Raw genomic sequence first — 25,211 nt, 5'->3', positions numbered from 1 at the left:
GCCGGCCGGGCCAAGACGGGCTAAGGATTCCCGGAACTTGCCTGACAAGGAGGCCGGAAATGGCCACGTTGCGCTTGGCCCTTAGCCAGATCAACCCCACTGTGGGCGACGTCGGCGGCAATGCCGCCGCCATCCTCGCCCAACTCGATGCGGCCAAAGCCGCCGGGGCCGATATCATCGTTTTCCCGGAAATGGCCGTCTCAGGCTACCCACCGGAAGATCTGCTCCTCAAGCCCGATTTCGTGGCCGCCTGCATGGCCGCCGCCCAGGACATCGTCCGGGCCAGCCGGGGCACGACCGTCATTTTCGGCTGTCCCTGGCTCGACGGCGATCTGGTCAATGCCGCCGTCACCGCCCATGACGGGACCCTGGCCGGGGTTTCGGCCAAACGCTTCCTGCCTAATTACGGCGTGTTCGATGAGAACCGCTATTTTGCCACGGGCCGGGGGACCACGGTCTACGACCGGGCCGGCCTCGTCTTCGGGGTGAGCGTTTGCGAGGACATCTGGTATCCCGACGGTCCGCCCACGGAACAGGCCAAACATGGCGGAGCGCGGCTGCTCATCAACATTTCAGCCTCGCCCTACCATATGGACAAAGGGGTTTCGCGCCAACGCATGCTGGCCACCCGGGCGGCGGACAACGGGGCCTTTGTGGCCTACGCCAATCTCGTGGGCGGCCAGGACGAGCTGGTTTTTGACGGCCAAAGTCTGGTCTTCGGCCCGGACGGCGTCCTTCTGGCCCGGGGGCCGCAATTTACGGAAGACCTGCTCGTTTGCGACCTCGACATCGACCAGCCCACCCGGCAACGCCTCCTGGACCCGCGCTGCCGCAAATGGGAACCGGTCCCGGCCGGTTGTCCGGCCCGGGTGTTCCTGCCGGATCTGCCGGCTGTACCCCGCCCCCGACTGGCCGAACCGGCCATCGCCCCCTGCCTCGGGCCGCTTGAGGAAGTCTACCGTGCCCTGGTCGTCGCCACCCGGGACTATGTGCGCAAATCCGGTTTTACCGGCGTCACCCTGGGACTGTCCGGCGGCATTGATTCGTCCCTGACCGCGGTTATCGCCGCTGACGCCCTGGGGCCGCACAATGTGCTGGGCGTGGCCATGCCCACCCGGTTTTCCTCCGACGACAGCCTGGAAGACGCCGAGGCCCTGGCCGCGCGGCTCGGCATCGAGTGCAAAACCGTGGTCATCGAACCGATTTTCCAGGCCTTTCTCCAGGCCCTGGCCCCGCTTTTCGGCGACCGCCCCTTTGACGTCACCGAGGAGAACCTGCAACCGCGCATCCGGGGCACGCTTTTAATGGCCCTTTCCAACAAATTCGGCCGCCTCGTCCTGACCACGGGCAACAAGTCCGAGGTGGGCGTCGGCTATTCCACCCTCTACGGCGACACGGCCGGCGGCTATGCGGTCATAAAAGACGTGCCCAAGACCCTGGTCTATGCCGTCTGCCGCTGGCGCAACGAACAGGCCGGCCTGGATCTCATTCCCGAGCGCGTGCTGGTCAAACCGCCCACGGCGGAACTGCGGCCCAACCAGAAGGATTCGGATTCGCTGCCGGAATACGACGTCCTCGATCCGGTGCTCAGGGCCTATGTGGAGCTTGGCCTGTCGCCGACAACCATGGTGGAGCGCGGCCTGGACGCGGCCGTGGTCGACCGGGTGACGCGGCTGGTGGACCGCAACGAATACAAGCGCCGCCAAAGTCCGCCGGGGCCGAAGATCACGCCGCGCGCCTTTGGCAAGGACTGGCGTCTGCCCATCGTCAACCGCTATGCCCCGAAGCGCGGCCCTGGCGAGGCGGACAAAAAGCCCTAAGCGTGGCGGGAGCACGCGGCCTGTGCTCCCGCCATGCCCGGACTCTAACGGACGTATTGTGCCCCCGGGCGCTCCATTGCGGCCAGGCGCGGAAAACGCTACCCTTGGGCCGTGTCTGTCGTCCCTCCACATGCCGCTTCCCCCGGAAGACGTTCCTGGCGCAAACTTGTCCCGCAACAGTGCACCAAGGCCGACTGGCTCCTCTGGGCCGTCATTATGGCCACGGCGGCCGGGCTGCGTCTGTGGGGCCTTGGCGCCCAGTCCCAGTGGTTCGACGAGATGCTCGTCACGGTCCATGCCGCCAACTCCCTCGCCTACCTCACCGATCTGAGTTGGCGGGTGGAAATCCATCCGCCGCTCTATTACTGGTTCAATCACCTGCTGCAATGGATCTGGGCCAACGACGCCTTTGTGCGCCTGCCCTCAGCCCTGGCCGGCATTGCCAGCATTCCGCTGATCGGCCTGGTGGCCGCCCGGCTCGGTTCGGGCACGGCGGCCGGTTCCCGGCTTATGGCCACGACCGCCATGGCCTTGGCCAGCGTGAACCCCCTGCATATCTGGATCTCCCGACAGGTCCGCCCCTACGCCCTGATCCAGATCTTCTGCTGTCTGGGCTTTCTCCTGCTTTTCAGGCTTATTGCAACGCCAACGCGCCGGGATGTCCTGCGGCTTGTGGCGGTCAATTTCCCCATTGTGGCCATGCACTACGTGGGTCTGGTCATCATGGCCTGCCAGGGGTTATGTCTTGTGGCGGCCCGGCTGACGCGACTGGGCGTCACCCCGGTGCGCGACATCCTGCTGTTCGCCGTCGGCAGCGTGGTCACGGCCTTGCCCTCCCTGGCCTTTCTGGCCAGCGTCAAATGGCTGCACACCCAGTCCTACGCCAGTGCCTTCATCCAGGCCTCCGGGGACCTTGGCGTCACGACGTCCAAGCTGACGTTCCAACTGCTGCAGTTTTTCAACTTCGGCTATTTTGACGGACAGCGGCTGTGGCTGTTGCCGGCGGCCGCCATGTCCCTGGGACTTCTCCGGCTGTGGCGCGCCAACCCCGGCCGGGCCTTGTGCTGCCTGCTGCTTACCACTGCCTTCCCGCTCCTGCTCCTGGCCATCCGCTACACCGGCCACTTCACCCCGGTACACCTCAGCTACGCCCTGCCGCTCCTGTTTGCCTGTCTGGCCGCGGCATGCACCCATCTCCTGCCCCGGGCGCTTCGCAGCAATTGGAGCGTCCTGGTCCTGTTGGCTGTTCTTGGCGGCGTGTTCGTGCTACGCGACGGCCGGGCCTTCTACCATCCCGACGCCGCCGTCTGCGACGCCTGGCACGACAACCAGGAACGCTACAAGCGTATCGCCCATATCCTGGCTGCCAACACCGACAGCCAATCGTTTGTCATCTTTGACGATAATTTTGCGGCCGGAGCTGTAGACTGGTATATGCGGGCCGCGACCCCGGCCGGGAGCCTGGCCGACTATGCCGTAACCCCGGAGCAGAAGCAGGTGAACCTGTTCTTTTTCTCCAAGATGCTCGCCCACGTGACCCCGGAGCCCGCGTTTGCCTTTGTCCGCGACGCCCCCCTGCCGCCGCCTTTTGCCGGCCCATCGGGCAACATGCCGCTGTATAGAGCCCTGATCCTGCGCACCGGACAGATCGACTGGAGTCCGAGCACGCCCTACGCCGGCACGCTGGGCCTGCCGCCCCACACCTTTTTGCGCCACGTCCATTCCCTGCGCCGCATCCGTTTCTTTGCCGACCAGGACCAGTTCTGGATGTGCCCGGCCCTGACCGGCCAGGAGGGCGAAATCACCCTCCGCTTTGTTTCGCCCTCGCCCTTTCCCCCTGGTCCGGTCTATCTGGTGGTCGACGCCCGGATGCACCGCCCGGGCAACCGGCTGGGCATTGACGTGCGCTTTGACCATGCCCCCTATGCCAGTCTCGCCGCTCTTGCGGGGCAGGAGGTGACTGGCCCGCTGTTTCTGCAAACAACAGCCAAAGTCCCGTTTACAACCATGGATGTGCGCCTGCGGCCCTATGTTTCCGGCGACCGGGCCAACCGGATCGACAATCCGCTGGAGCAGGTCCGGCTGGCCTCGGTCCAGGCCTATGTCGTCCCTGAGGACAATCGCCTGCACAGCCGCACGCTGCGCGTTGCCGAACACGGCCTGGACGTTCCCATGCCGGACGAGGCCGGGGGAGTCTTTCGCTGGGGCTATGACGTCTCCACCCTGACCTTTGCCAGGGACCATGCCGGTCCCGTCATCCTGCGCTATGCCGCAGACAGCCCGCTGCCCGGCCAGCGCGGCACGGTGTCGGTCAACGGCGTGGCCGTCGCCGCTATTGATCTGGCCACCGGGCCGGGGAGCGGCGAAATCACCTTTGCCGCCAAGCCCGGAGAAAACGTGGTGACCCTGGCCTGGACCCAGGCCAATCGCGGAGCGCATGCCTTTTCGCCGACCGACGCCCGTCCCCTGGCCGTCCGCTACAGACGTCTGGCCCTCGACTCCGCTGCGGACGCCGTGCCGCCCTCGGGCGACGACTCCCCGGCAAAGGAACCGGCCAAGTAGTTCGAAACGCCGGGGGCTGGGCCGGCATCGGCCTAAACCAAGCCCCAGCCAGTCGAGGCTCCCCGTCGCACAACGCAAAAAGCCCGGACAGGAAATCTGTCCGGGCTTTTCCGTTCAACCAGCTTCAGGGCGCATTATTTTTTAATGCGCTTCTCCCAGAGCTTCATTTCCTTCATCTTCTTGCGGCGTTCACGCTGCAACTCCTTGCAAACCAGAGGCATCTTCTTGGCGTAGCCCCACTTCTCCCGATAGGTTTCGGGGGTCAGGCCGAACTTGGAAAGATGCTTCTTGGTCAGGATCTTAAACGACTTGCCCGACTCAAGGCAGATGATGCTGCGCTCGCGCACGGCCTTTTTGGGATCAACAGCCGGAGCGGACGCCGGTTCATCGGCAACAGGCGCAGCCGAACCTGAGGCAACGATGCCGCGAATATCATCCGCCAACCGACGCACCATGGAGGTAATTTCAGCCTCGGTCATATTGCGGACACTTGCCTGCGCTTTGACGATTTCCAGCGCTTCTCTCAAAAAATCATCCATGGATACTCCTCGCTTGCTTTGTGGCCTCATAAGACAAGACACACAATCACTTCAAATATTACATCGGCCAGCGTACCTGCGCAAGAACTATATTTTTCTATAATTTTTGGCCCGCAGCCAACACGATAAATATTCAACGAAAAACAGGCACCGTTTAAGACTGCAAATAGGAATACCCAAACGGAGGTATACAAAAAAAGACGGCGACAAGGCGTAGAGAATGACTCCGCAAACATTTTCCTGGGCACTATAAAGGCAACCTGGCGAAAGGACCCGAGGGCAACGAGATCCTTTCACCAGGCCGCACCCCCATCAACAAAACGGATAGGGGAAATGTGAAGCACTATACCAAGATATTGGGGTCAGGAACGAGACCGGAAGTATCGCGACGCCAGCCGCCTTGTCCGTAACGTACACCGAGTTGCTTGAGTTCCCGTCTGTGCCCAATGCTGTGTACACCCTCCACTGCAACGTCCATCAGGAGATTCCCGGCAAAATGCACCAGTGAGGCCATGGCCTCCTGACGTTTGGCGTCATCCCAATGCCAGGGCATCTGCCTGGGGTCGACTCGCAAAATATCGGCCGGGAGCATTTCCATGAATCGGGCAGGCGGGGTGTCCATATCGAAGTTGTCGAGGAGCACCCGGGCTCCGCCGCACTTGGCGGCAACCAGGGTGTCGATGGCCCGAGCCGGGTCGGCCAGCAGCGCGGCAACGTCATACATGATGATGACACGGCCGGCGTTGACCCCAACCGCAGCCCCAAGGCCGGCAGCCGAGCTGCCAAGACCACCCCGAACCAAATAGGCGGCCGGCTCCCGGACTTCGCTGCCCCAGGCTCCCAGGGCATCGCTTCCCTGAGCCAAGCTGCGGCCGGTGGCCGCCACCGGCCGGCACGGCATGCTCTCAGTCGCAGCCCGTCTGTCCCGGGCGGCCTCGATGCCGGCCACGCCGCCGTTGCCGAGGTCCACCAAGGCCCGGAAATAGATTATCCCCTGTCCGACAATTGCGCTGGCGGCAGGGGCCTTGCTGACCGGGCAGCCCGTCTGGGTCTGAGAAAAGGTATTCGCCATATGCTCCATCCAATTGAATGGAGCATCCTTTTCAAGAACCAGTCCAAGTCAATTCGCTTGTTTTTTTAGGGAGATAAAGAACCAGACGAGTCCCGTTTCCAGGATATGCTCGGACTGTGCCGCTCAAAAGTCCTCAAAACAGGACAACTCAGCCCGTGCCTGTGGTCAGTCGGGCCAACAAAGACAACGACGTGGTCAGCAGGCGACCACGCAATTCCTCGGGCAGCCGCCAGATGGTCAAGGCCATGTAGGCCCCGAATCCCATCAGCGCCAGAATGTCGAAAAATACAATGATGCGCTTGTGCACGTCCGCCTCCCAAGGCAATTTTTTCCCCTGCCAGGACTCCTAGCAACCAGCGTTCCGAATCAGCTCCCGTAGACCTCCTGCCCACCCTTTGGTATGCCGCCTCCATGCCGCAATCCGACATCCATCGTTTCTGGCTGGTGACCTTGGGCTGCAAGGTCAACCAGTACGAGGCCAGGGCCCTGGCCGAAGCCTTTGCCGCCGCAGGATACGCCCCGGCGGCGACCGCCGCCGAGGCCGATTTGATCGTCCTTTTGTCCTGTGCCGTGACTGCCCGGGCCGAAGCCGAAAGCCGCCGCCTGACCCGCACCCTTGTCCGGCAGGCCCGCCCGGGCGCCAGGGTGGTGGTCACCGGCTGCGCCGCAGCCGTGAGTCCCCGCGCCTTTGCCGGCCTGACAGCTGTCCCGGTCCCGGACAAGGGTCTCCTGGCCCGCTCCCCGGCCCAGGCCGCCTCAGCCGCCCTGCGGCCGGCCGGCCTCTTCCCCGCCCTGGCCGTCACCGACTACGACCGGGCCAGAGCCTTGCTCAAAATTCAGGACGGCTGCTCCCACGGCTGCTCCTACTGCATCGTCCCCAGCGCCCGGGGCGCTTCGATTTCCCGGCCCTACCCGGACATTGTGGACGAAGCCCGACGGTTGCTGACCGCCGGCCACCAGGAACTGGGGCTGACCGGCATCAACCTCGGCCATTTCGGCCCGGACCTGTCCCCGCCCCTGACCTTCTGGCAGCTTGTGGCCGCCCTGGAAAAGGATCTCGCCGCCAGCCACGGCAATTGTTTCCGGTTGCGCCTGGGTTCTCTCGACCCGGCCATGCTGACCCAGGAAGGCGTGGAGGTCCTGACCGAAAGCCGCCATGTCTGCCCCCATCTGCACATATCCCTGCAAAGCGCCGATCCCGGCATCCTGACGGCCATGCGCCGCCGGCCGGGCGATGCCGCTGCCGTGTCCTCTTTTGTGGACAAGATACGTGTGAAATGGAAATACCTGGCCCTCGGGCTGGATATGCTCACCGGTTTTCCCGGCGAATCCGACGCCGCCTATGCCGCCACCGCCGCATTCCTGGCCGTCCTGCCCATCACCTACGCCCACGTCTTCCCCTATTCCCGGCGTCCCGGCACGCCGGCCGCCGCCATGGCCGGTCAGGTGGCCAAGGAAGTCAAGATCGAACGAGCCCAGGCTCTTCGTGCCCTGGCCACGGCCAAGAGCGCCGCTTTTCTGGAAACGCTGGCCGGGCAGGCGCAGCTGACGGTGGCCTTGGAACGCAGCGCCCCGGCGGCCGGCACCTGCGAGGCGTACGTGGATTGCCGCTTTGCCGTTGCGCCCGACGCGCCCCTTGGCTCCCTGGTCGCGGCGCGGCCGGTCGGCATCGACGGGGACTGCCTGACCGTTGTGCCGCTTGCCGGGGCCGTGGCATGAGCCGTCCCCACGAGCCGCTGCCGGCCAAGCTGGTCGTCTCGGTCCTCTCCTCCGAGCTTAACCAATGCTGGCCGGCAGTCCTGGCCGGCCTGGCCGACCGCTTCGGCCCGGTGGAAATTGCCTACCCGGCCATGCCGTTCGTCCATACGGCCTATTATAATGATGAACTGGGCGTGCCGCTGGTGCGCCGCCTGTTCTGCTTTACGGAGTTGGTGTCCCAGGCTGTGCTCGGACCGGCCAAGCAGGCCACCAACGTCCTCGAAGACCGCCTCGGCCGCCCGGACGGCCGCCGTCGGGTCAATCTCGACCCGGGGCTGCTCACCTGCGAACGCTTCGTCTTGGCCACAGGCAAGAACTTCACCCACCGCATCTATCTCGGGGACGGCATCTTCGGCGACTTGACCCTTGTCTTTCAGGCCGGCTCCTGGCAAACCCTGCCCTGGACGTTTCCCGACTATGCCGCGCCGGACATGCTGGCGCGTTTAACCGACATCCGCTGCCGCTATCGCCGGGATCTGCGTGAACGCGCCGTCCGCACCCTGTCCCCGAAAAAGGAGCTTCCATGCCCAAAAGCATGACCGGATACGGCAAAAGCCGCCTTGAGTCCGACGCCTTCACCCAGGTCTGGGAAGTGCGCGCCGTCAACAGCCGTTTTCTCGACCTCAAATGGCGTCTGCCGCTGTTTTTGCGCCCCAGCGAAGCAGCCCTGGAGCGCGTGGTGCGCGAAGCCGTGGCCCGGGGACGCCTGGAAATCCATCTGGAATTTTCCCCCAAGCGGGTGGATATGTGGAAGGCCACCCTGAACACCGGCCTGGCCGGGGCCATGCTGAGCGAACTGACCGCCTTTGCCGCCGAACGCGGCCTGCCCTACACCCCGGACCTCAACCGGATGCTGGCCATTTCCCATCTCTGGCAGGAAGACGCCGTGGACCCCGATCCCGATCTCTTCGCCACCCTGGCCGAAGGACTGCGTCTGGCCCTGGTCGATTTCAACGACGCCCGGTCCCGCGAAGGCCGCGCCCTGGCCACGGACCTGCTGACGCGGCTGGCCCGGCTCAAGGATTGGCAGGCCGCCATCGAGGCCGGCGCGCCGGCCATTGTGGCCGAGCGCACCGAGCAGCTGGTCACCCGCATCACCGCCTTGCTCGAAAAGGTCGGCCACGAGCCGACCCAGGACCGGCTGCTGCAGGAGACCGCCATCCTGGCCGACAAGCTCGATGTTTCCGAAGAAATGACCCGTCTGTGCGGCCACATCGCCCGGCTTGAGGGACTCCTTCGCGAAGGCGGCGAAATCGGCAAGAAGCTCGATTTCCTCATCCAGGAGGCCTTCCGCGAGATCAACACCTGCGGCAACAAGGCCCAAAATCTCGACATCAGCCGGCTGGTGGTGGATTTCAAGGCCGAGCTCGAAAAATGCCGGGAACAGGTGCAAAACCTCGAATAGCCCGTTCAGCCTTTTCATCGGTCCGGTTTTCTGTATGCTTATGCGGGCGCGTCCGGCGCGCCCGCTCCGTTTTATCCGTCAGCCAAGGGCAAGGTGACGCATGGCCTCCGGCCTTCTCAATATTGGTTTTGGCAACTTCGTGGCCACCGCCCGGGTCACAGCCATCGTCAACCCGGCCTCCTCGCCCATGCGCCGCCTGCGTGAAGAGGCGCGGACCGACAAACGGCTCATCGACGCCACCCAGGGCCGCAAAACCCGCGCAATTATCATCACGGATTCCAATCACATCATTTTGTCGGGCATCCAGGCCGAGACCCTGGGGGCCCGATTCGAAGCTCAGGAGGAAGACCATGCCGGCTAGACGTTTGGGAATGTTTCTGGTCATCTGCGCCCCGTCCGGAGCCGGCAAATCCACCCTGATCAAGAAGTTGTGCGCCGAATTTCCGGCCATCTCCTTTTCGGTGTCGGCCACCACCCGCGCCCCGCGGCCGGGCGAGCGGCCGGGCATTGATTACCACTTCCTGTCCCGTGAGGACTTTCTCGCCTGGCGTGAGGCCGGCAAACTGGCCGAATGGGCCGAGGTCCACGGCAATTTTTACGGCACGCCGCTTGAGCCGGTGCACAGCGCCCTGGCCGAGGGACGCGACGTGCTTTTTGACGTGGATGTCCAGGGCGCGGCCCAACTGCGCCAGAGCCTTGGCCGGGACGGGGCCTATATCTTCATTTTGCCGCCTTCGCGGGCCGAACTCCTCCGTCGCCTGTCGGGACGGGGCACGGATTCCCCGGAGGTGGTGGCCCGACGGCTGGCCGCGGCCCAGGCCGAACTGGCCGACGCGCCCCTTTTCGATTACTGGGTGGAAAATGCCGCACTCGACGTCGCCTATGACGACCTGCGGGCCATCTACATCGCCCAACGGCGTCGGCCGCGCTGCCATCCCGACTTTCTGCGCGACCTGCTGTCCCAGTGGGAGGCCGCAATCTAGCCCCAAGGCGTGTACTGCTGCGATGATCGGTGCTGGCACGGGCCGTTGACCGCATTCCCCTTTCCCTGGTAATTCGGCCGAAACAGGTTATAAAACCGCCCGGAAGCCATGAGCCAAAACAATCACGACGCCCCGACCAGTTCCCCTGGCAATCCTGCCCAAGCAGGCAAGCCCCGGGAGCGCATCAAGGGCATCTTCTCCACCCAGGCCATCCAAAAGGTCGGCACCGGCACCACCACCCGCCGCACCATCCAAAAAATGTACTGGTTTGTGGAGGAAGACGACGCGCACGTTCTGGAAATCCAGCCACTCAACAAAAATTACGTCCCCTCCGGGCCGAAGCGCAAGATCACCTTGGACGAGTTGCTGGAAAAGTTTTCCCCGGAGCCGGAATTCTACGTCTCCACGGTCTATCCGCGACTGCGTGAACTCAACATGGTCATCCAAAAGGGCGAGCGCCACCGGGAAAAGGGCGAATCCTTCAGCGCCGAGTTGGAATTCGGCCAGGCCCTGGCGGTGGACGAAGACAACATCCGGGCCAATTTCGGTCTGGGACTGACCTACCTGGAACGGGGCGAAGCCAATAAGGCCGACGACATCTTCCAGCGGCTGGTGCGTCTTGATGCCGCCTTTGAAAAGGACCACAAGCACCTGTTTAATGAATTCGGCATCAATCTGCGCAAGAACAAGATGACTGATCAGGCCCTGGAATACTACACCCGGGCCGAGGCCCTGGCGATTCGCGACGACAACCTCATGTTCAACATCGCCCGGGCCCATTTCGACAAGAAAGAGTATGCCCAGGCCATGGACTATCTGCAAAAAGCCCTGGAGCTCAATCCCGATCAGCCTGAGGCCAGGAAATTTGCCGAATTTCTCACGTCCAAGGGGCTGGCCAAGGCCGACCTGCCAGCCGCCTCCCAGTCCCCGGATGCCTCTCCGACCGAGGACGCTGCGGCCGCCGCCGCCGCCGAGACGCCAGATCTGGTCGCCCGCGACGACACCCTCTAGGACTGCGTTCGGTCGTTTCCCTTCTGGCCGACCAAGCCGCAACACGTTTGGCGTCTGATGCTTGTTCACAAAAAACAGCTGTGTTTTCTGTGAACGCGACACTGCCGCCAGCCGCCCCCGCTCTGCCGACGCCCGCTGCAACCGCCTCTGAGGCCTTGAGGATTATGACCACGCCTTGCGATTCAAGCCATCTGCCGACGCCCGCTGCAAACACGTCTGATGCCTTGTGCCGCCCGGCCTAAGCCGGGCGAGGAATTGTCCGGCCGGACGTGCGGGGCAGGGCTTGCTTTGCCGCCCCCCCCGGGGCATCCTGCCCCGTCGCCGGGCCTGCCCGGTTCTCCCTGGAGGCCTTTGTGCGCAAAAAATGGATTTTCCCCCAAGACGGGCCGCCGCTGGCCCAAGCCGCCGCCCTGGCCGATACCCTGGGCATCTCCCCGGCCATCGCGGCCCTGCTCGCCAACCGGGGACTGACCACCGCCGAAACCATGGACCGCTACCTCTCGCCGGGACTCCGCCACCTCATGCATCCGGGCGAGATCCCCGGCCTGGATGCGGCGGCGGCCCTGTTGGCCCAAAAGCTCACCCAGGGCCGGACCGTGGCCATCTGGGGCGATTACGACGTGGACGGCATCACCGGCACGGCCTTGCTGCTGGATTTTCTGCGCGAACACGGCTTCACCCCGTTGTGGCGGCTGCCGGTGCGGGCCGAGGAAGGCTATGGGCTCAACATTGCCGGCATCGAGGAACTGGCTGCGGCCGGGGCCGAGGTGCTCGTCACCGTGGACTGCGGCATCACCTCGGTGGCCGAGGTGGCCCGGGCCAAGGAACTGGGCCTTTGCGTCATCGTCACCGACCATCACCTGCCCGGCCCCGAACTGCCGCCGGCCGACGCCGTGGTTGATCCCAAACTGGCCGACGGGCCGGGGACCGATCTGGCCGGGGTGGGCGTGGCTTTCTTCCTGGCGGCGGCGCTCAATCGCCTGCTCCCGGGCGAACCGAGCGACGTGCGCCGCCTGCTCGATCTGGTGGCCATGGGCACCCTGGCCGATGTCGTGCCGCTTCGCGGCCCCAATCGCATTCTGGCCAAAAACGGCCTGCTCCTTCTGGGCGAAGCCCGTCGTCCGGGCATCCATGCCTTAAAGGAAGTCAGCGGGCACAATCCCAAAGCCAGCCTGGGCGCGTCCCAGGTGACCTTCGGGTTGGCCCCGCGCATCAACGCCGCCGGCCGCATGGGCCGGCCCGACGCCGCCCTGGACCTGCTGCTGGCCCCGGACCTGGACGCCGCCCGGCCCCTGGCCGCTGATCTCGACGCCGAGAATACCCGCCGCCGGGCCGAGGAGGACGCCATCCTGGCCGAGGCCATGGCCCAGGCCGAAGCTGCGCCGGGCCGGTTTGGCCTCACCCTGTTTGCCCCTCACTGGCACCAGGGCGTCATCGGCATCGTGGCCTCGCGGGTGGCCGAGCGGCGCTATCGGCCGACATTGATTCTCACGGCCGATCCGGTCAAGGGCCTGCTCAAAGGGTCCGGCCGTTCCATTCCCGAATGTGATCTGCACGGTCTGCTGGAGGAAATTGCCGACAGCCTGCACGCCTTCGGCGGACACAAGCAGGCTGCCGGCCTGTCCCTGGTTCCGGACAACCTGCCGCTGGTGACCGAACGCTTCGACGCGGCCGCAGCCTGCGCCCTGGGCCATGCCGCGCCCCAGCCGTCGCTGCGCCTGGACGGGGAACTGTCCTTTGGCGAAGTCACCGCCACGCTGATCCGGGAGCTGGGGCTGCTCGAACCTTTCGGCTGCGGCAATCCCGAGCCGGTCTTCGCCTCGCCGCCGGTCCAGGTGCAATCCCGCCGGGTCTTCGGGGAAAACCATGTGGCCCTGGCCCTGCGCGACGTGGCGGCCGGGGTGACGCTCAAGGGCAAGGCCTGGCGCATGGCCCGGGAGATTGGGCAGGAAACGGCCGGGACCACCGTGCGGGTGGCCTACTCGCCCAAAATCACCTATTTTTCCGGTGTTCCGGAGATTGAACTTCGCCTGCGCGACCTGGGCGGCCAGGACGCCTGAGGCCTCGCCGGCCTGCTCTTCGCACCTCGGCCGCTTCACGCTGCGTTCACGCTGCCCCGGCCTGAGGCGTGCCAAGCTTTCCGGCAGTACGGATTTGTCGGATGCGGCCCAGGGGCGAATTCACGGTAAAAAATTTTTTACTTTTGTATAAAAAGGACCCGTCACCTTATTGCCAAATTTGAGGTCCCGCTTTACAAGCGAACTGTGTGTCGGGGGATTCGCCCTCCCTGCCCAAGGTCGAGCGTTTTCCGGCTACGAACCATTTTTGGAGGAAGGAATCATGAAACGTATTTTGACCATCGCTCTCGTCGCGGTGTTCGCCCTTGGCGCCTTCGCCAGCGCCCAGGCGGCCACCGAGGTGAAGATGACCGGCGACGCCTTCGTCTACGGCACCTTCAATGCCAACCAGAACTTCACTGGCTGGAGCACCGGCAGCTGGGACAACAACAGCGGCGCCTACACCGGCGCTGGCAAGCAGACCGAAGAACGCTTCCAGATCTGGGAACGCTTCCGCCTGCGCTCGGACTTCGTGGCCAACGAGGCCGTGAAGTTCCGTCTGGGCATCAAGGTCCAGGACACCTGGGGCCATGGCACCCTGACTGCCGCCAACCCGGCCGTGTCCATCGAAGTCTACCAGGCCTTCCTGCAGTTCAAGCTGCCGGGCTGTGACATTGAGGTGACCGCCGGTCTGCAGGATCTTTCCCTGCCCCAGACCGCGTTCTTCACCGACTCCGTCGTCTTTGGCGGCGACCGCGCTGCCGCCCTGGTCGTGAGCTCCCCGCTGATCCCGGACACCCTGTCCGTGACCGCCGGTTTTGCTCGCATGCTCGACAAGAACCGCACCTACGACACCACCACCACCCAGGTTGCTGATGAGTTCGACGTCTATTTCCTGACGCTGCCCATCACCCTGGAAGGCTTCAAGGTCACCCCCTGGGGCGCCCTTGGTGTTGCCGGACGTGACGCCAACTACTTCACCGCCGGTTCCTACGGCCCCAACTCGACCTTTGCTGACAGCCTGCTGTCTGCCGGCACCTTCCTGACCCCGACCGGCATGCGCAACGCCCAGAACGCCTACTGGTGGGCCGGCGGCACCTTCGAAGTGACCGCTCTTGACCCCATCAAGCTGTATGCTGATGTCATTTACGGCGCCGGCAACCAGGGTGATCGCAAGAAGGACCAGCGCTCTGGCTGGTTCATCGACGCCGGCGTCGAGTACACCGGCTGGGACGTGCTGACCCCGCAGGTCTTCGGCTGGTGGTCGACCGGTGAAGACAGCTCCAACCGCAATGGTTCCGAGCGTATGCCTTCGATCCTGTCCAACTGGGGCCCGGGCAACAGCTTCCTGTTCGACGATTCGCAGGAACTGCTCAAGCAGGGCAACATGGGCGTCAACCCCATCGGCTCCTACGGCATCGGCGCTTCGCTCAACAACATCAGCTTCATCGAGAAGCTGAGCCAGCGCGTGACCTTCGTGTACCTGCGCGGCAACAACTCGCCCAACGCCATTCGCGGCCTCAACGCGCTCATGGGCAGCAACCCCTACTTCACCATGGGTCGCGACCTGACCACCAATGAGTACGTCATGGGCGCCAACATCGACAGCACCTACAAGATCTACGAGAACCTGTCGGCCGTCATGGAAACCGGTTGGGCCCATGGCCAGTTCCAGACCAGCGTCTGGGGTCATCGCCTGGCTGAGAAGTCCCGTGAAGGCGACGCCTGGAAGATCGCTGCCGGTCTGGTCTACAAGTTCTAAAGCGCAAACGCTCGCTACGTAAGGCAACCGACACAGGCCGGACCCCTCTTGGGGGGTCCGGCTTTTTTTGGGCCTGCCGCCTGCGCCGGCCCGGTAAAAATTTTTTTACCTTTGTATAAAAAAGACCCGGCAGAGTATTGCCAATTTGGAAGTCCCGCTTTACAACCGAATCGTGTGGCAGGGGACTCGCCCTCCCCGGCCAAGCGCCAGCGATTTCCGGCTTCGAACCACTCTCTTTTGGAGGAAGGTATTATGAAACGTATTCTGACCATCGCCCTCGTCGCGGTGTTCGCCCTTGGCGCCTTCGCCAGCGCCCAGGCGGCCACCGAAGTGAAGATGACCGGCGACGCCCGTATCTACGGCGTCTTCTTTGCCGACCACAACTTCACCGGCTGGAACAACGCCGCTTGGTCGTCCAACACCCCGACGTACACCGGCGCCGGCAAAAAGACCGAAGATCGTTTCGAGATCTGGGAACGCTTCCGTCTGCGCTCTGACTTCGTGGCCAACGAGGCCGTGAAGTTCCGTCTGGGCATCAAGGTGGAAGACACCTGGGGTCACGGCACCCTGACCGCCGCCAACCCGGAAGTCGCCATTGCCGTCTACCAGGCCTACCTGCAGTTCAAGGTTCCTGGCTGTAACGACATCGAAGTGACCGCCGGTCTGCAGGACATCGATCTGCCCATCAGCAAGATGTTCTACGGCAACCCGGTCTTCGGCGGCGATCGTATCGCGGCCCTGACCGTCAATGCCCCGCTGATCGACAAGACCCTGAGCGCCATCGCCGGTTTTGGTCGTCTGATCGACACCAACCGCACCTACGACACCACCACCACCCAGGTGGCTGACGAGCTGGACGCCTACTTCCTGGCCCTGCCCATCACCCTGGACGGCTTCAAGGCCACCCCCTGGGGCACGCTTGTTGTGGCTGGCAAGAATGCCGGCTACTTCACCACCAGCGGTTCGACCTTCGGTTCGCAGTCCTTTGCTGAGAACCTGATCTCTGCTGGTTCCCTGGTCAGCCCGGCCCTGTGGAAGAACGACCAGAACGTCTACTGGTGGGCTGGTTCCTCCTTCGAGGTGACCGCTCTTGATCCCGTCAAGTTCTACGCTGACGTGATCTACGGCGCCGGCGCCATGTCCGATCGCAAGAAGAGCAAGCGCCAGGGCTGGTTCATCGATGCCGGCATCGAGTACACCGGCTGGGACGTGCTGACCCCGAAAGTCTTCGGCTGGTGGTCCACCGGCGAAGACGGCTCCACCCGCAATGGTTCCGAGCGTATGCCGCAGATCCGCCCCAACTGGGGACCGGGCAACAGCTTCCTGTTCGACGATTCGCAGGAACTGGCCAAGAACTCCAACATGGGCATGAACCCGATTGGTGCTTACGGCCTGGGCGCTTCTCTTGACAACATCACCTTCATCGAGAAGCTGACCCATCGCCTGACCTTCACCTACCTGCATGGCAACAACTCGGCCAAGGCCATCCGCAACCTCAATGCGCTCATGGGCAGCAACCCCTACTTCGTCATGGGTCGCGACCTGACCATGAACGAGTACGCCATGGGCGTGAACTTCGACAACAAGTACATGATCTATGAGAACTTGGCCGCCGTCATGGAGACTGGCTGGGCTCACGGTGAATTCCAGTCGAGCGTCTGGGGTCATCGCCTGGCCGCCAAGTCCCGTGAAGACGACTCCTGGAAGGTCGCTTTCGGCCTGACCTACAAGTTCTAAATCGGTTCTCCGGAAATCAAAGGCGCAGGCCGGGACCTTCGGGTCCCGGCCTTTTTTTATGTCGCCGGACAGGACGGGGCGGTTACGCCCCGGTTGCGGATGCCGGATGCAGTTCCTCGGGTTCCGGACAAACCCGCGCGAGAACAAGCGACAGGGCCATGCAGCCTGTCGCTCGCGCCTTGGCTCCCCAAGCAGGCCGTAACGGGGCGCCGGCGGCGCTTTTTTACCGGCCAGGCCGGCAAAAAAGCGGCAAAACCGTGCCCGAAAGCTCCTGGGCCAGGCCGGCCGTATCCAGCGTACGCCCACTCGGTGCGGTCAGGATTGGCACCTGCCCCCGGGACAAGAAGGCTTTGACCTCGGCCAAAGGCACGGCAAAGCCCATATCGGCCATCCCCCCGCCCACCTGTTCCCGCACGGCCTCGCTATCGCGTCTGGCCCGCACCACGCCGGCCACCCGGCCGCTGGCATCAAGCAACGGCCCGCCGCTGTTGCCGGGCAGCACTTCGGCGCTGATTGCCACTTCGCCGGAAATGCCGACGCCGGCAGCCAGTTCACGGGTATGCCCGGAAGTGATGCGCATCTCCCCGGTTCGCGCCCGTTCGCCTGGATAACCGGCAGCGTACACCGCCACTTCCGGCGGCACCGTACTGCCTTCCCGAAAGGACAGAACCCGGGACGGGGCCACCGCCAGTTTGAGCAAAGCCAGATCATGGGCGACATCCAGGCGCGACACCGTCGCCCCGACCGCCTGCCCGTCAACCATGGCCACGATCCGGGCGCAGCCCGAGGCCACATGGGCATTGGTCAGGACATGGCCCAGGCGGCTGACCACAAAGCCGGTCCCGGTGCGCACCTGTCCGGGAGGAGATTGCGGGGGCGACGGCGTTTTGGCCTTGTCACTCCCGGCCCGCAGGGACTGGGCTGTGGCCGGCGGCAATTCCTTTTGGGCGGCAGCAGTCAAAGCGGCCAGCCGCGACTGCATCGGCCCGCGCCCTGCCCCGGCCGTTTCAGCCGTCAGCGCCAGCCGGTAGGCTTGGCCCGGATCGCGAGGCACAATCCGCCCGGCCAGATACAGTTCGCCAAGGACCACGGCAGCTTCCCCCGAACCGGCAGCCACGGCCCGGCGCAGGTACGCGGGCGCGTCCGAGGCCGGTCCCAGACGCCCATCCAAACGCAACAGCCCAAGGGCCAACAGAGCCCGGGAAGATCCCTTGGCTGCCGCCTTTTTGAGCCAATCTCCGGCCCGGGCATCGCTTTGGGGCACGCCCTGGCCGCGCAGATGCAGATCCGCCAGAGACAGCATCGCCGGCACATTGCCGGCCTCGGCCGCCTTGCGATACCACCGGGCGGCCAAAGCGGCGTCGGCCGAAACGCCGCGCCCGCCCTCGACCATGCACCCCATGAGCCAGGCCGCCGACGGGTTGCCCGAAGACAGCAGCGGTTTGAGTTCCCGCAAGGCCGCCGCGTCATCGCCGCCCTCGTAGGCCTTGAGGGCGGCGTCGAAATCTGCCCGGACAATCCCCGGCCAACAGCCCAGGCCAAGCATCAAGCCCAGCCCGCAGACTGCCTGGACAAACCGGCGCGAAAAACGGCCCGCCCCGGGCATCAGTGCCCTTCCTTCTTGGCCGGCGGGGCGGGTGGTTCCGCTGGCGGCGGCGTTTCCTGGCCCGGCCGGCAGAACCCATAGCGTTGGGATACTTGTGGTTCGCTCCCGGCTCCATGGCGCGAAGAGACCATCAGGTAATTGTCCGAAGCTCCGGAATGAACCGGATACACCGTCACCATCGTCACCCCGCCGTCAGCATAACGGGCCATGACCGACAGGCCGGCCGGCGACACCATGAGGACTCCCGGTGTTTCCAGTTGATCCTCTTCCAATATGGCCCGATTCTTCCCGCGATCCACGATGGCTATCGTCAGGCCGGGGGTATTGGGGTCAAGCGGCGGCTTGAGCTTCACCTGGCCCTGGGGATTGAATGCGGCGTTCATGCCCTGGCTGTAGGCGCAGGCCAGCCGATTGGCGGCATAGAGTGCCTTCCCCGGGTCCTCGGCCTGGGCCGTGCCAACGGTCAGGACCGCCGCCGCAACCATTCCGGCAAAGAGTGGCTTCATGTATCCTCCCCCTCGCAGTGTCCGACATTCCCGACGCCGGAGCGTTATGCCCGCAGATTCGTCCAACCGGCCCTTCGCGGGGGGCTTGCCGACCGGCCGGCCTTCACGTAGTGTTCCTTCCCCTGACGATTTTGGCTCAGGGCGGAAATTCTCGCAGCACCCCCGCCCTCGGGTTGGCATTCTTTCGGAGTTAAATGCAACATGCAAAAGTTTCGTGTGTATTTCGCCACCAAGGTTTTGATTACCACAGGCTGGTTCCGTCGGCAAAAAAGCGTATCGGAAACGGAATACGTGGTTGTACGTGCCCATAACGAGGCCCATGCGGTCAAGGAAGCCAAAGCTCTCATTGATCTCGACGCTCTGGGCGTTCCGTTCCAAGTCACCCGTATCGCTGCAACGACCGAGGACGATCCCGAAGGCTACCACGGCGCCCTGGCCCCCAAGCAGGCCCCTGCACCGGCCCCGATCGAGGCCGACCCGTTGTAATCCAGAGCAGCGCCGCAGCCGTTTTTCGGAGGCTCCCCATGATCACCGCCTTCCCTAAAGGCCTGGCCGCCCATGTCCGGGGGATTCGGTTTGCCCTGGCCAACAAGGGCTACCTCGGTTTGTGCGCCATCCCCTTTGCCCTGGCCCTGCTCCTGTACGGGGTGGGGTTTGCCGTGTTTGCCGCCTCCGGCGACCAGATCCTGGCCGCCATGTGGACCCCGGATGCCGCCGCCGGGGGTATGCTCGGGGCGCTGGCCTGGCTGTACCTGCATATCGTCAAGTACATCCTTTTTGCCCTGGCCTTTATTCTCATGTATTTCCTGTTCATGATTACAGCCAACGTCCTGGCCGCCCCGCTCTATGACCATATTGCCGGCAGGCTCCTGGCCCAGGCCGGCAGCCTCCGGGACGGTCCAGGCCTGTCGGTCTGGCGTCTGGTCGTCGAGGAAGCCAAAAAGGCCGTGTTCGTCATGGCCTTGCCCCTGGTGCTGCTGGTCATTCCCGTGCTGGGCCAAATACTCGCTCCGCTGGCGGCAGCCTTCCTTCTCGCCATGGACTTCATGGACTATCCGTTCAGTCGTGAGGAAGGCCGGTTCGGGGAGCGGCTTAAAGCCCTGGGCCGCCGCCCCCTGCTTCTGCTTGGCTTTGGCCTGCCGCTTCTGATCCCATTTCTCAATATTGTGCTCTTTCCCTTTGCCATCGTGAGCGGCACGCTGCTCTATCTGGACATGACCGGACGTCGTCCGACGCTGCCGGCCAAATGACAATTCTGACACTTTTTGGGGGGTAGCAACCTTGGAAAACTTGTTTTTCCATTTCTGAAACAACAACGACCCAACACTACCCCTTGTCGACGGCAGTGAGCAACGCTATGAGGACATGTTTCCCCGACGTCTTCGTCGCAATGGCTCAAACAGCCGACGACGTTTGTCGCCTTGCCGGCCCCGTGCCCGGCTCGTCACCCATCGTCCTTGCGGAGTAACTATTTCATGACCCATACCGCCGGACCTGCCAAATCCGGATTCGCCCATACCGCCGCCCTGTCCCTGGGCGCTCTTGGCGTTGTTTACGGCGACATCGGCACAAGCCCCCTTTACGCCATCAAAGAATGTTTCCACGGGATGCACGCCATCAGTGTGACCCCGGGCAATGTCCTGGGCGTGCTGTCGCTCATCTTCTGGTCCCTGACCATGGTCATCACGGTCAAATACATCCTGTTTATCACCGCTGCCGACAACCGGGGCGAGGGCGGCATCTTTGCCCTCATCGAACTGTTGCCCAAGGATGCCGGCCACCGCCATGTGCGGGCCACGCTGGCCTTTCTGGGCCTGTGCGGCGCGGCCCTGCTCTACGGCGACGGCATCATCACCCCGGCCATTTCCGTGCTCTCAGCCGTGGAAGGCCTCAATGTGGCCACGGACGCGGCCGCCCCGCTGGTGGTGCCCATCACCTGCCTCATCCTGTTCGGGCTCTTTTCGGTCCAACGCCGGGGCACGGCCGGCATTGGCAAGGTGTTCGGCCCCATCATGCTCATCTGGTTTTCCGTGCTGGCCGGTCTCGGCATCAAAGCGATCCTGGCCGCACCGCATGTGCTGGCCGCAGTCAATCCGGCCTATGCCGTGGCCTTTTTCCTGGAAAATCACATGCACGGGCTGATCGTACTGGGTTCGGTGGTCCTTTGCATCACCGGCGGCGAGGCGCTCTATGCCGATCTCGGGCATTTCGGCCGCCGGCCCATCCAATACTCCTGGCTCCTGATCGTTTTTCCCTGTCTGCTGCTCAACTATTTCGGGCAAGGGGCAGGCCTGCTCCTTGATCCGAGCATCGCGCCCAATCCGTTTTACAGCCTTGTGCCCGAGGCGTTCCTCTATCCCATGGCCGCCTTGTCCACGGCGGCCACGGTCATCGCCTCCCAGGCCCTGATCTCCGGCGTGTTTTCACTGACCCGGCAGGCCATCCAGCTTGGCGTGTGCCCGCGCCTTCGCATTGTGCACACCTCAAGCGCCATGGAAGGACAGATCTACATTCCGGAAGTCAATTTCGCCCTTATGTGGGCCTGCATCGGCCTGACCCTGGCCTTTGGCGAATCGAGCCGGCTGGCGGCGGCCTACGGCATCGCGGTCACGGCCACCATGGGCATCACCTCCATCTTGTATTTTTACGTGGCCCGCTGGACCTGGAAGCAGTCCCTGCCCCGGGCCTTGGCCCCAGTGATCGTCTTCCTGGCCTTTGATCTGGCCTACTTCGGCTCCAACCTTCTCAAGGTGGCCGACGGCGGCTGGTTCACCCTGCTCATTGCCGCCCTGATTGTCCTGGCCATGGCCACCTGGGAAGACGGACGCCAGGCGCTGCGCAAACTGTCCATGGCCTCGGCCGTGCCCCTGCGGGTCTTTTTAGCCGATGTGGCCACCAAACAGCCCATCCGCGTGCCCGGCACGGCCGTCTTCATGTCGCTGTCCCCCCAGGGCACACCGGTCACCCTGCTGCACCACTACAAACACAACAAGATCTTCCACGAACATGTGGTTATCTTAAGCATCACCGCCGCAGACGTCCCCACCGTGGAAGATGACGAGCGCCTGGACATCCAGGACCTGGGGCTGGGGTTTGTCCGTATCGTGGCCCGGTTCGGCTTCATGGAAACACCGGACGTGCCGGCAGTCATGGCCCAGGCCAGAAGCCTGGGCGTCCCCATCGATCCGCCGGCGGACACCACCTTTTTCCTGGGTCGCGAAAGCCTGCTCACCACGGGCAAGGCCAAGATGGCCGGGTACCGCAAGACCCTTTTTGCCCTCATGTCCCGAAACGCCCGTCCAGCCACGGCCTACTTCGGGCTGCCGCCGGGCCGGGTGGTAGAGCTGGGCGTGCAGGTCGAGCTGTAACTGTAGGCCAGACCGGCAATTTGCCCGTTCCCCTTGACCCCAAAGCCTTCCTGCCGTAACCGCGAAGGCGCGGCAACCGAGGCCGCTTATATTTTGTCCGCCGCCGGAAAAGAGGAGCGCATGACCGAGACGCTTGACCATACCGATACCCCGAAGGCCCCCCGCCCTGGCGACGATGCCGCAACCACGCCGGCGACGCCGGGTACGGACAATACGTCCGAGACTTCGCCGGTCGTGCCCACCGCCGAGACCGGATCCGATGCGCCGCCGCCGGCCACAACCGATGGGGCCGGGACGCCGCCGCCCCCGCCGGCCGTGCCCCCGACAGCCGCCGGCAATCCTTCGGACATGAAGGAAGCGCCGCTCCTTGAACATCTGGTCGAACTGCGCACCCGCCTGGTGCGCTGTTTGATTGCCGTGGGCGTCGGCTTCGCGGCCAGCTACTCCTTTGCCGAACGGCTCCTCGACATCCTGCTCAAGCCGCTGACCGACGTCATGCCGGCCGGCAGCAAGCTTATTGCCACCAGCCTGCCGGAAACGTTTTTCACGGTCATGAAGCTGGCCATGGTGGCCGGCGCATTTGTCGCCAGCCCGTACATTTTCTATCAGCTGTGGCAGTTCGTGGCCCCGGGTCTGTACAAGGAAGAACGCAAGATCATCGTCCCCGTGGCCATCGCCTCGGCGATCTGTTTTGTTTCCGGCGCGCTCTTTGGCTACTTCATTGTCTTTCCGTTTGGTTTCAAGTTCTTCGTGGACTACGCCTCGGACTACATCACGGTGATGCCGACCATCAGCGCCTATTTTTCCCTGGCGGTGACGCTGCTTTTCGCCTTTGGACTGATTTTCGAACTGCCGGTCTTCATCTTCTTCCTGACCAGCCTTGGCATGGTCTCCACCAAGGCCCTGCGTAAATTCCGCCGCTGGGCCATTTTGCTCAGCTTCATCGTGGCCGCCGTCCTCACGCCTACGCCGGACGCGATCAACCAGCTGCTCATGGCTGGCCCCATGGTCGTCCTGTACGAGCTTGGCATCTGGGTGTCTTGGTTTGTGGACAAGTCCCGGCTGGAGGAGAAGGCGGCCCGCCAGGCGGCGGAAGAGGCAGCCAAGAATCCGCCCGAGCCGCCCAAATCGCCCGATACCCCGGGGGAACCCGAAGCGCCCGACGCCGAACCGGCGGCCAAGGCAGAGGACAAGACGCCCGGCGAGTCCGACCCCAAGGCCAGTTAAGGTCGGTCAAGAAAAAAATACGTTTCTCCGTCGCCCGCAACACACCGGCATCACGAGGTTTCCTCGCAACGCGCCGGAGCATGCCGTCGGCAACTGCCTTTGCTCACACCACTTTCCGGGGCCGGCCAGACAACCGGCCCCGGCTTGACAGCCTCCCGCCAAATCGCCATAGGTAGGCTACAGGTCGCAGTCGCCGCTTTGCAGCGCTGCTTTGCCAGCCCTGTACCGACGCCACCGATGCGTCGCCCCGCAGCCGGATGTCGGCGACCGGGGCAGCAGCTCTCGTCTCTACGCGAGCCACTCCACAACGCGGACGACCCAACACGGCCGGAGCTTTACCCGGCCGCCATGCCCCGCCGCCTCCCCCGCATCCATGCCAGATGCCGGTGTTTTGGGGCGGTCGTCCCGAAGCCATGGAGCGACGATGCGACATGTCCATATTCTGCTCACGGCGTTGACCCTGCTGGTCACGACAATGACCCTGCCCGGTTGCGCCGGGACCAAGAGCCCGAATCCGTTGGCCGACGCCTCGGCCACAACCCCCTCGGCGAAGAAAAAACCCGAAGACGCCGTCATCGGTCGTCTCGACGATCCCTCCTACCTGTTCGGCAGCCGTCCCCTTGCTCCCAAAAAATCCGTTCGCGTCAAAGCGCTGGCCTATACCGGCTGTTCGGTCAAATCCAAGCGCAACACGCGCGGGGCCTGGGGCGACGCCCTGACTGGAAACGTCAAAGCCGTGGCCGTCTCACCCGATCTGCTGGAAATGGGGCTGGACCGGGGCGACGCCATCAGCATCGAAGGACTGCCCGGCCAGTACAAGGTGCTCGACGTCATGCACGGCCGCCACGACAAGACCATCGACATCTTTTATGGCGACGACCAATGCGGGGCCAGACAGTGGGGAAAACGGACGCTGAACATCACCTGGCAGTGACCCGGCGCAGCCCTAGGGCAAAAGCTCAATCAGGGTAAAGCGGGCCGCAAAGCCCAGGGCGTAGACACAAAGCACCAGCAGAAACGCGGCCCGGAAAAGTCCCTTGCCGCCGCGGGTTTCGGCCATCCGGGCCAGCACGAAGCCAAGCACGCCAGCCAGCACGATGCCCAGGCCCAGGGCCACCGCCACCTTTAGAAGCGACACGTCAGCCATCGTCCGTCCTCCTTTCTTGCGCCAAGGACTTTCCAGTCCTTGTAGCCCATTGGCCTCGTTTGTCTATCTCCAGGATCGACGCCACGATGCGCGTTTAGTCAGGCAGGCTTCCTCTGACAATCTCCCGCCAACGCTTTCGCCTACGAAACCATGCCAAGACTCTGCCTGACGGCCGAATGCACTCTGCCGTGCGCTGCTTTTCCAGAACAAAAATCGCCGGGATACCGCGCCCCTTGGCTGTGCCGCGCGAAGGCCAAAACGAATACTGCAATGTCGGAATGGGAATCCACTTTGAACGGAAGGCTACGGCTTTGGAAGTCGTCGTCGTGCAAGGCTGTTTCGTCGAGTTCCTGACGGGAACGGTCAGGGACCAAAATTGGGCAGAACAGAAGTTCGCAGGAATGAACAAGCGCTCGGCAAACGGCCTGTTACGGACCGAAGCCATTGATTGTCCAGGAGATAAATGTGACAGCCCCAGGGTTCAGCAACAACAGGACAAAAAAGAACGAGGTCAACCCCCATAAACCAGCCCATTTCTGCTGCGGAGCTGTACGAAACAAGCACAATACAAGCAACAACCACAACAAGATTGACCACAAATAAGCAATCCCGTCATCCAAGACAGAATACATGGGAAGACAATAAAAAAGC

General features: G+C 63.7%; 22 protein-coding genes and 1 pseudogene. 17 read left to right on the top strand and 6 right to left on the bottom strand.

From position 1 onward, the window contains the following. The first annotated feature begins 59 nt into the window (after window positions 1–59). Both NY78_RS05325 and NY78_RS05320 read left to right on the top strand, forming a co-directional pair. Entirely contained in the window at window positions 60–1,820 is a 1,761-nt protein-coding gene (locus NY78_RS05325) for an NAD+ synthase (protein WP_043632685.1), read from the top strand. Window positions 1,821–2,036: 216 nt separating this feature from the next. Further along, window positions 2,037–4,382, top strand: a complete 2,346-nt coding sequence (locus tag NY78_RS05320; protein WP_043632682.1) for a glycosyltransferase family 39 protein — start codon at window positions 2,037–2,039, stop codon at window positions 4,380–4,382. A 134-nt stretch (window positions 4,383–4,516) separates the two neighbouring features. On the opposite strand, the gene NY78_RS05315 is transcribed toward NY78_RS05320, so the two are convergent. From NY78_RS05315 to NY78_RS25205, 3 genes are all read right to left on the bottom strand, one after another. Further along, window positions 4,517–4,921: a MucR family transcriptional regulator gene (locus NY78_RS05315; RefSeq protein WP_043632679.1), complete on the bottom strand. Its 405-nt coding sequence runs from the start codon at window positions 4,919–4,921 to the stop codon at window positions 4,517–4,519. 343 nt (window positions 4,922–5,264) lie between these two features. Beyond that, window positions 5,265–5,993: an EAL domain-containing protein gene (locus NY78_RS05310; protein WP_043632676.1), complete on the bottom strand. Its 729-nt coding sequence runs from the start codon at window positions 5,991–5,993 to the stop codon at window positions 5,265–5,267. A 148-nt stretch (window positions 5,994–6,141) separates the two neighbouring features. Continuing rightward, window positions 6,142–6,300: a hypothetical protein gene (locus NY78_RS25205; protein WP_197084209.1), complete on the bottom strand. Its 159-nt coding sequence runs from the start codon at window positions 6,298–6,300 to the stop codon at window positions 6,142–6,144. Between the two features lie 104 nt (window positions 6,301–6,404). On the opposite strand from NY78_RS25205, the gene NY78_RS05305 reads away from it, so the two are divergent. The 9 genes from NY78_RS05305 to NY78_RS05265 all read left to right on the top strand — a co-directional run bounded on the left by NY78_RS05305 (window position 6,405) and on the right by NY78_RS05265 (window position 16,706). After that, a complete protein-coding gene (locus NY78_RS05305) occupies window positions 6,405–7,712 on the top strand; it encodes a MiaB/RimO family radical SAM methylthiotransferase (RefSeq protein ID WP_047960045.1) in 1,308 nt (435 codons plus the stop codon). Further along, entirely contained in the window at window positions 7,709–8,290 is a 582-nt protein-coding gene (locus NY78_RS05300; RefSeq protein WP_043632670.1) for a DUF4416 family protein, read from the top strand. Before NY78_RS05305 ends, NY78_RS05300 begins: the two co-directional genes overlap by 4 nt. Continuing rightward, window positions 8,275–9,156, top strand: coding sequence for a YicC/YloC family endoribonuclease (locus tag NY78_RS05295; protein ID WP_043632666.1), 882 nt, complete (start codon window positions 8,275–8,277; stop codon window positions 9,154–9,156). The genes NY78_RS05300 and NY78_RS05295 overlap by 16 nt, the downstream gene beginning before the upstream one ends. 100 nt (window positions 9,157–9,256) lie before the next feature. Beyond that, window positions 9,257–9,517, top strand: coding sequence for a DUF370 domain-containing protein (locus tag NY78_RS05290; RefSeq protein WP_043632663.1), 261 nt, complete (start codon window positions 9,257–9,259; stop codon window positions 9,515–9,517). Further along, window positions 9,507–10,139 carry a guanylate kinase gene (gmk, locus tag NY78_RS05285; protein WP_043632660.1) on the top strand — a complete coding sequence of 211 codons (633 nt, stop codon included), beginning with the start codon at window positions 9,507–9,509 and terminating at the stop codon, window positions 10,137–10,139. The genes NY78_RS05290 and gmk overlap by 11 nt, the downstream gene beginning before the upstream one ends. A 108-nt stretch (window positions 10,140–10,247) precedes the next feature. Then, entirely contained in the window at window positions 10,248–11,150 is a 903-nt protein-coding gene (locus NY78_RS05280; RefSeq protein ID WP_043632657.1) for a tetratricopeptide repeat protein, read from the top strand. Window positions 11,151–11,503: 353 nt separating this feature from the next. Next, a complete protein-coding gene (recJ, locus tag NY78_RS05275; RefSeq protein WP_043632654.1) occupies window positions 11,504–13,210 on the top strand; it encodes a single-stranded-DNA-specific exonuclease RecJ in 1,707 nt (568 codons plus the stop codon). Window positions 13,211–13,490: 280 nt separating this feature from the next. After that, window positions 13,491–14,969 (top strand): outer membrane homotrimeric porin, encoded by a 1,479-nt coding sequence (locus NY78_RS05270; RefSeq protein WP_043632651.1) that lies wholly within the window; start codon window positions 13,491–13,493, stop codon window positions 14,967–14,969. Between the two features lie 252 nt (window positions 14,970–15,221). Beyond that, complete coding sequence (locus NY78_RS05265) at window positions 15,222–16,706, top strand: outer membrane homotrimeric porin (protein WP_043632648.1); 1,485 nt, start codon at window positions 15,222–15,224, stop codon at window positions 16,704–16,706. Between the two features lie 223 nt (window positions 16,707–16,929). Here the strand turns inward: NY78_RS05265 and NY78_RS05260 are convergent, their stop codons facing one another. Continuing rightward, complete coding sequence (locus tag NY78_RS05260) at window positions 16,930–18,312, bottom strand: tetratricopeptide repeat-containing serine protease family protein (protein WP_053062139.1); 1,383 nt, start codon at window positions 18,310–18,312, stop codon at window positions 16,930–16,932. Beyond that, window positions 18,312–18,818, bottom strand: coding sequence for a hypothetical protein (locus NY78_RS05255; protein ID WP_043632645.1), 507 nt, complete (start codon window positions 18,816–18,818; stop codon window positions 18,312–18,314). Before NY78_RS05255 ends, NY78_RS05260 begins: the two co-directional genes overlap by 1 nt. 201 nt (window positions 18,819–19,019) lie before the next feature. Between NY78_RS05255 and NY78_RS05250 the strand changes: the two genes are divergently transcribed. The 5 genes and pseudogenes from NY78_RS05250 (at window position 19,020) to NY78_RS05230 (ending at window position 24,347) form a co-directional block, all read left to right on the top strand. Then, window positions 19,020–19,304 (top strand): hypothetical protein, encoded by a 285-nt coding sequence (locus NY78_RS05250; protein ID WP_043632642.1) that lies wholly within the window; start codon window positions 19,020–19,022, stop codon window positions 19,302–19,304. A 38-nt stretch (window positions 19,305–19,342) separates the two neighbouring features. Next, on the top strand, window positions 19,343–20,068 hold the full coding sequence (locus NY78_RS05245; protein ID WP_043632639.1) for an EI24 domain-containing protein: 726 nt from the start codon (window positions 19,343–19,345) through the stop codon (window positions 20,066–20,068). Between the two features lie 225 nt (window positions 20,069–20,293). Continuing rightward, a complete protein-coding gene (locus NY78_RS05240) occupies window positions 20,294–22,186 on the top strand; it encodes a potassium transporter Kup (RefSeq protein ID WP_043632636.1) in 1,893 nt (630 codons plus the stop codon). A 348-nt stretch (window positions 22,187–22,534) separates the two neighbouring features. Then, window positions 22,535–23,308, top strand: a pseudogene (gene tatC / locus NY78_RS05235) (twin-arginine translocase subunit TatC); the annotation flags it as partial. A gap of 529 nt (window positions 23,309–23,837) precedes the next feature. Then, window positions 23,838–24,347: a 3D domain-containing protein gene (locus tag NY78_RS05230; protein WP_043632631.1), complete on the top strand. Its 510-nt coding sequence runs from the start codon at window positions 23,838–23,840 to the stop codon at window positions 24,345–24,347. A 12-nt stretch (window positions 24,348–24,359) separates the two neighbouring features. Here NY78_RS05230 and NY78_RS05225 read toward each other — a convergent pair whose 3' ends face one another. Further along, window positions 24,360–24,560, bottom strand: a complete 201-nt coding sequence (locus tag NY78_RS05225; RefSeq protein ID WP_043632628.1) for a hypothetical protein — start codon at window positions 24,558–24,560, stop codon at window positions 24,360–24,362. Window positions 24,561–24,736: 176 nt separating this feature from the next. Between NY78_RS05225 and NY78_RS24540 the strand changes: the two genes are divergently transcribed. Next, window positions 24,737–25,084: a hypothetical protein gene (locus NY78_RS24540; protein ID WP_156180870.1), complete on the top strand. Its 348-nt coding sequence runs from the start codon at window positions 24,737–24,739 to the stop codon at window positions 25,082–25,084. Window positions 25,085–25,211 lie beyond the last annotated feature (127 nt).

It is taken from the genome of Desulfovibrio sp. TomC, from assembly GCF_000801335.2.
GTDB lineage: Bacteria > Desulfobacterota > Desulfovibrionia > Desulfovibrionales > Desulfovibrionaceae > Solidesulfovibrio.
This window is presented reverse-complemented; position numbering and strand designations above follow the sequence as displayed.

What these genes read in the sequence shown, in the direction of transcription:
- NY78_RS05325 (WP_043632685.1), top strand. Translation starts at nt 60, where the DNA reads ATGGCCACGTTGCGCTTGGCCCTTAGCCAGATCAACCCCACTGTGGGC.
- NY78_RS05320 (WP_043632682.1), top strand. Translation starts at nt 2,037, where the DNA reads ATGGCCACGGCGGCCGGGCTGCGTCTGTGGGGCCTTGGCGCCCAGTCC.
- NY78_RS05315 (WP_043632679.1), bottom strand. Translation starts at nt 4,921, where the DNA reads ATGGATGATTTTTTGAGAGAAGCGCTGGAAATCGTCAAAGCGCAGGCA.
- NY78_RS05310 (WP_043632676.1), bottom strand. Translation starts at nt 5,993, where the DNA reads ATGGCGAATACCTTTTCTCAGACCCAGACGGGCTGCCCGGTCAGCAAG.
- NY78_RS05305 (WP_047960045.1), top strand. Translation starts at nt 6,405, where the DNA reads ATGCCGCAATCCGACATCCATCGTTTCTGGCTGGTGACCTTGGGCTGC.
- NY78_RS05300 (WP_043632670.1), top strand. Translation starts at nt 7,709, where the DNA reads ATGAGCCGTCCCCACGAGCCGCTGCCGGCCAAGCTGGTCGTCTCGGTC.
- NY78_RS05295 (WP_043632666.1), top strand. Translation starts at nt 8,275, where the DNA reads ATGCCCAAAAGCATGACCGGATACGGCAAAAGCCGCCTTGAGTCCGAC.
- NY78_RS05290 (WP_043632663.1), top strand. Translation starts at nt 9,257, where the DNA reads ATGGCCTCCGGCCTTCTCAATATTGGTTTTGGCAACTTCGTGGCCACC.
- gmk (WP_043632660.1), top strand. Translation starts at nt 9,507, where the DNA reads ATGCCGGCTAGACGTTTGGGAATGTTTCTGGTCATCTGCGCCCCGTCC.
- NY78_RS05280 (WP_043632657.1), top strand. Translation starts at nt 10,248, where the DNA reads ATGAGCCAAAACAATCACGACGCCCCGACCAGTTCCCCTGGCAATCCT.
- NY78_RS05270 (WP_043632651.1), top strand. Translation starts at nt 13,491, where the DNA reads ATGAAACGTATTTTGACCATCGCTCTCGTCGCGGTGTTCGCCCTTGGC.
- NY78_RS05265 (WP_043632648.1), top strand. Translation starts at nt 15,222, where the DNA reads ATGAAACGTATTCTGACCATCGCCCTCGTCGCGGTGTTCGCCCTTGGC.
- NY78_RS05260 (WP_053062139.1), bottom strand. Translation starts at nt 18,312, where the DNA reads ATGCCCGGGGCGGGCCGTTTTTCGCGCCGGTTTGTCCAGGCAGTCTGC.
- NY78_RS05255 (WP_043632645.1), bottom strand. Translation starts at nt 18,818, where the DNA reads ATGAAGCCACTCTTTGCCGGAATGGTTGCGGCGGCGGTCCTGACCGTT.
- NY78_RS05250 (WP_043632642.1), top strand. Translation starts at nt 19,020, where the DNA reads ATGCAAAAGTTTCGTGTGTATTTCGCCACCAAGGTTTTGATTACCACA.
- NY78_RS05245 (WP_043632639.1), top strand. Translation starts at nt 19,343, where the DNA reads ATGATCACCGCCTTCCCTAAAGGCCTGGCCGCCCATGTCCGGGGGATT.
- NY78_RS05240 (WP_043632636.1), top strand. Translation starts at nt 20,294, where the DNA reads ATGACCCATACCGCCGGACCTGCCAAATCCGGATTCGCCCATACCGCC.
- NY78_RS05230 (WP_043632631.1), top strand. Translation starts at nt 23,838, where the DNA reads ATGCGACATGTCCATATTCTGCTCACGGCGTTGACCCTGCTGGTCACG.
- NY78_RS05225 (WP_043632628.1), bottom strand. Translation starts at nt 24,560, where the DNA reads ATGGCTGACGTGTCGCTTCTAAAGGTGGCGGTGGCCCTGGGCCTGGGC.
- NY78_RS24540 (WP_156180870.1), top strand. Translation starts at nt 24,737, where the DNA reads ATGCACTCTGCCGTGCGCTGCTTTTCCAGAACAAAAATCGCCGGGATA.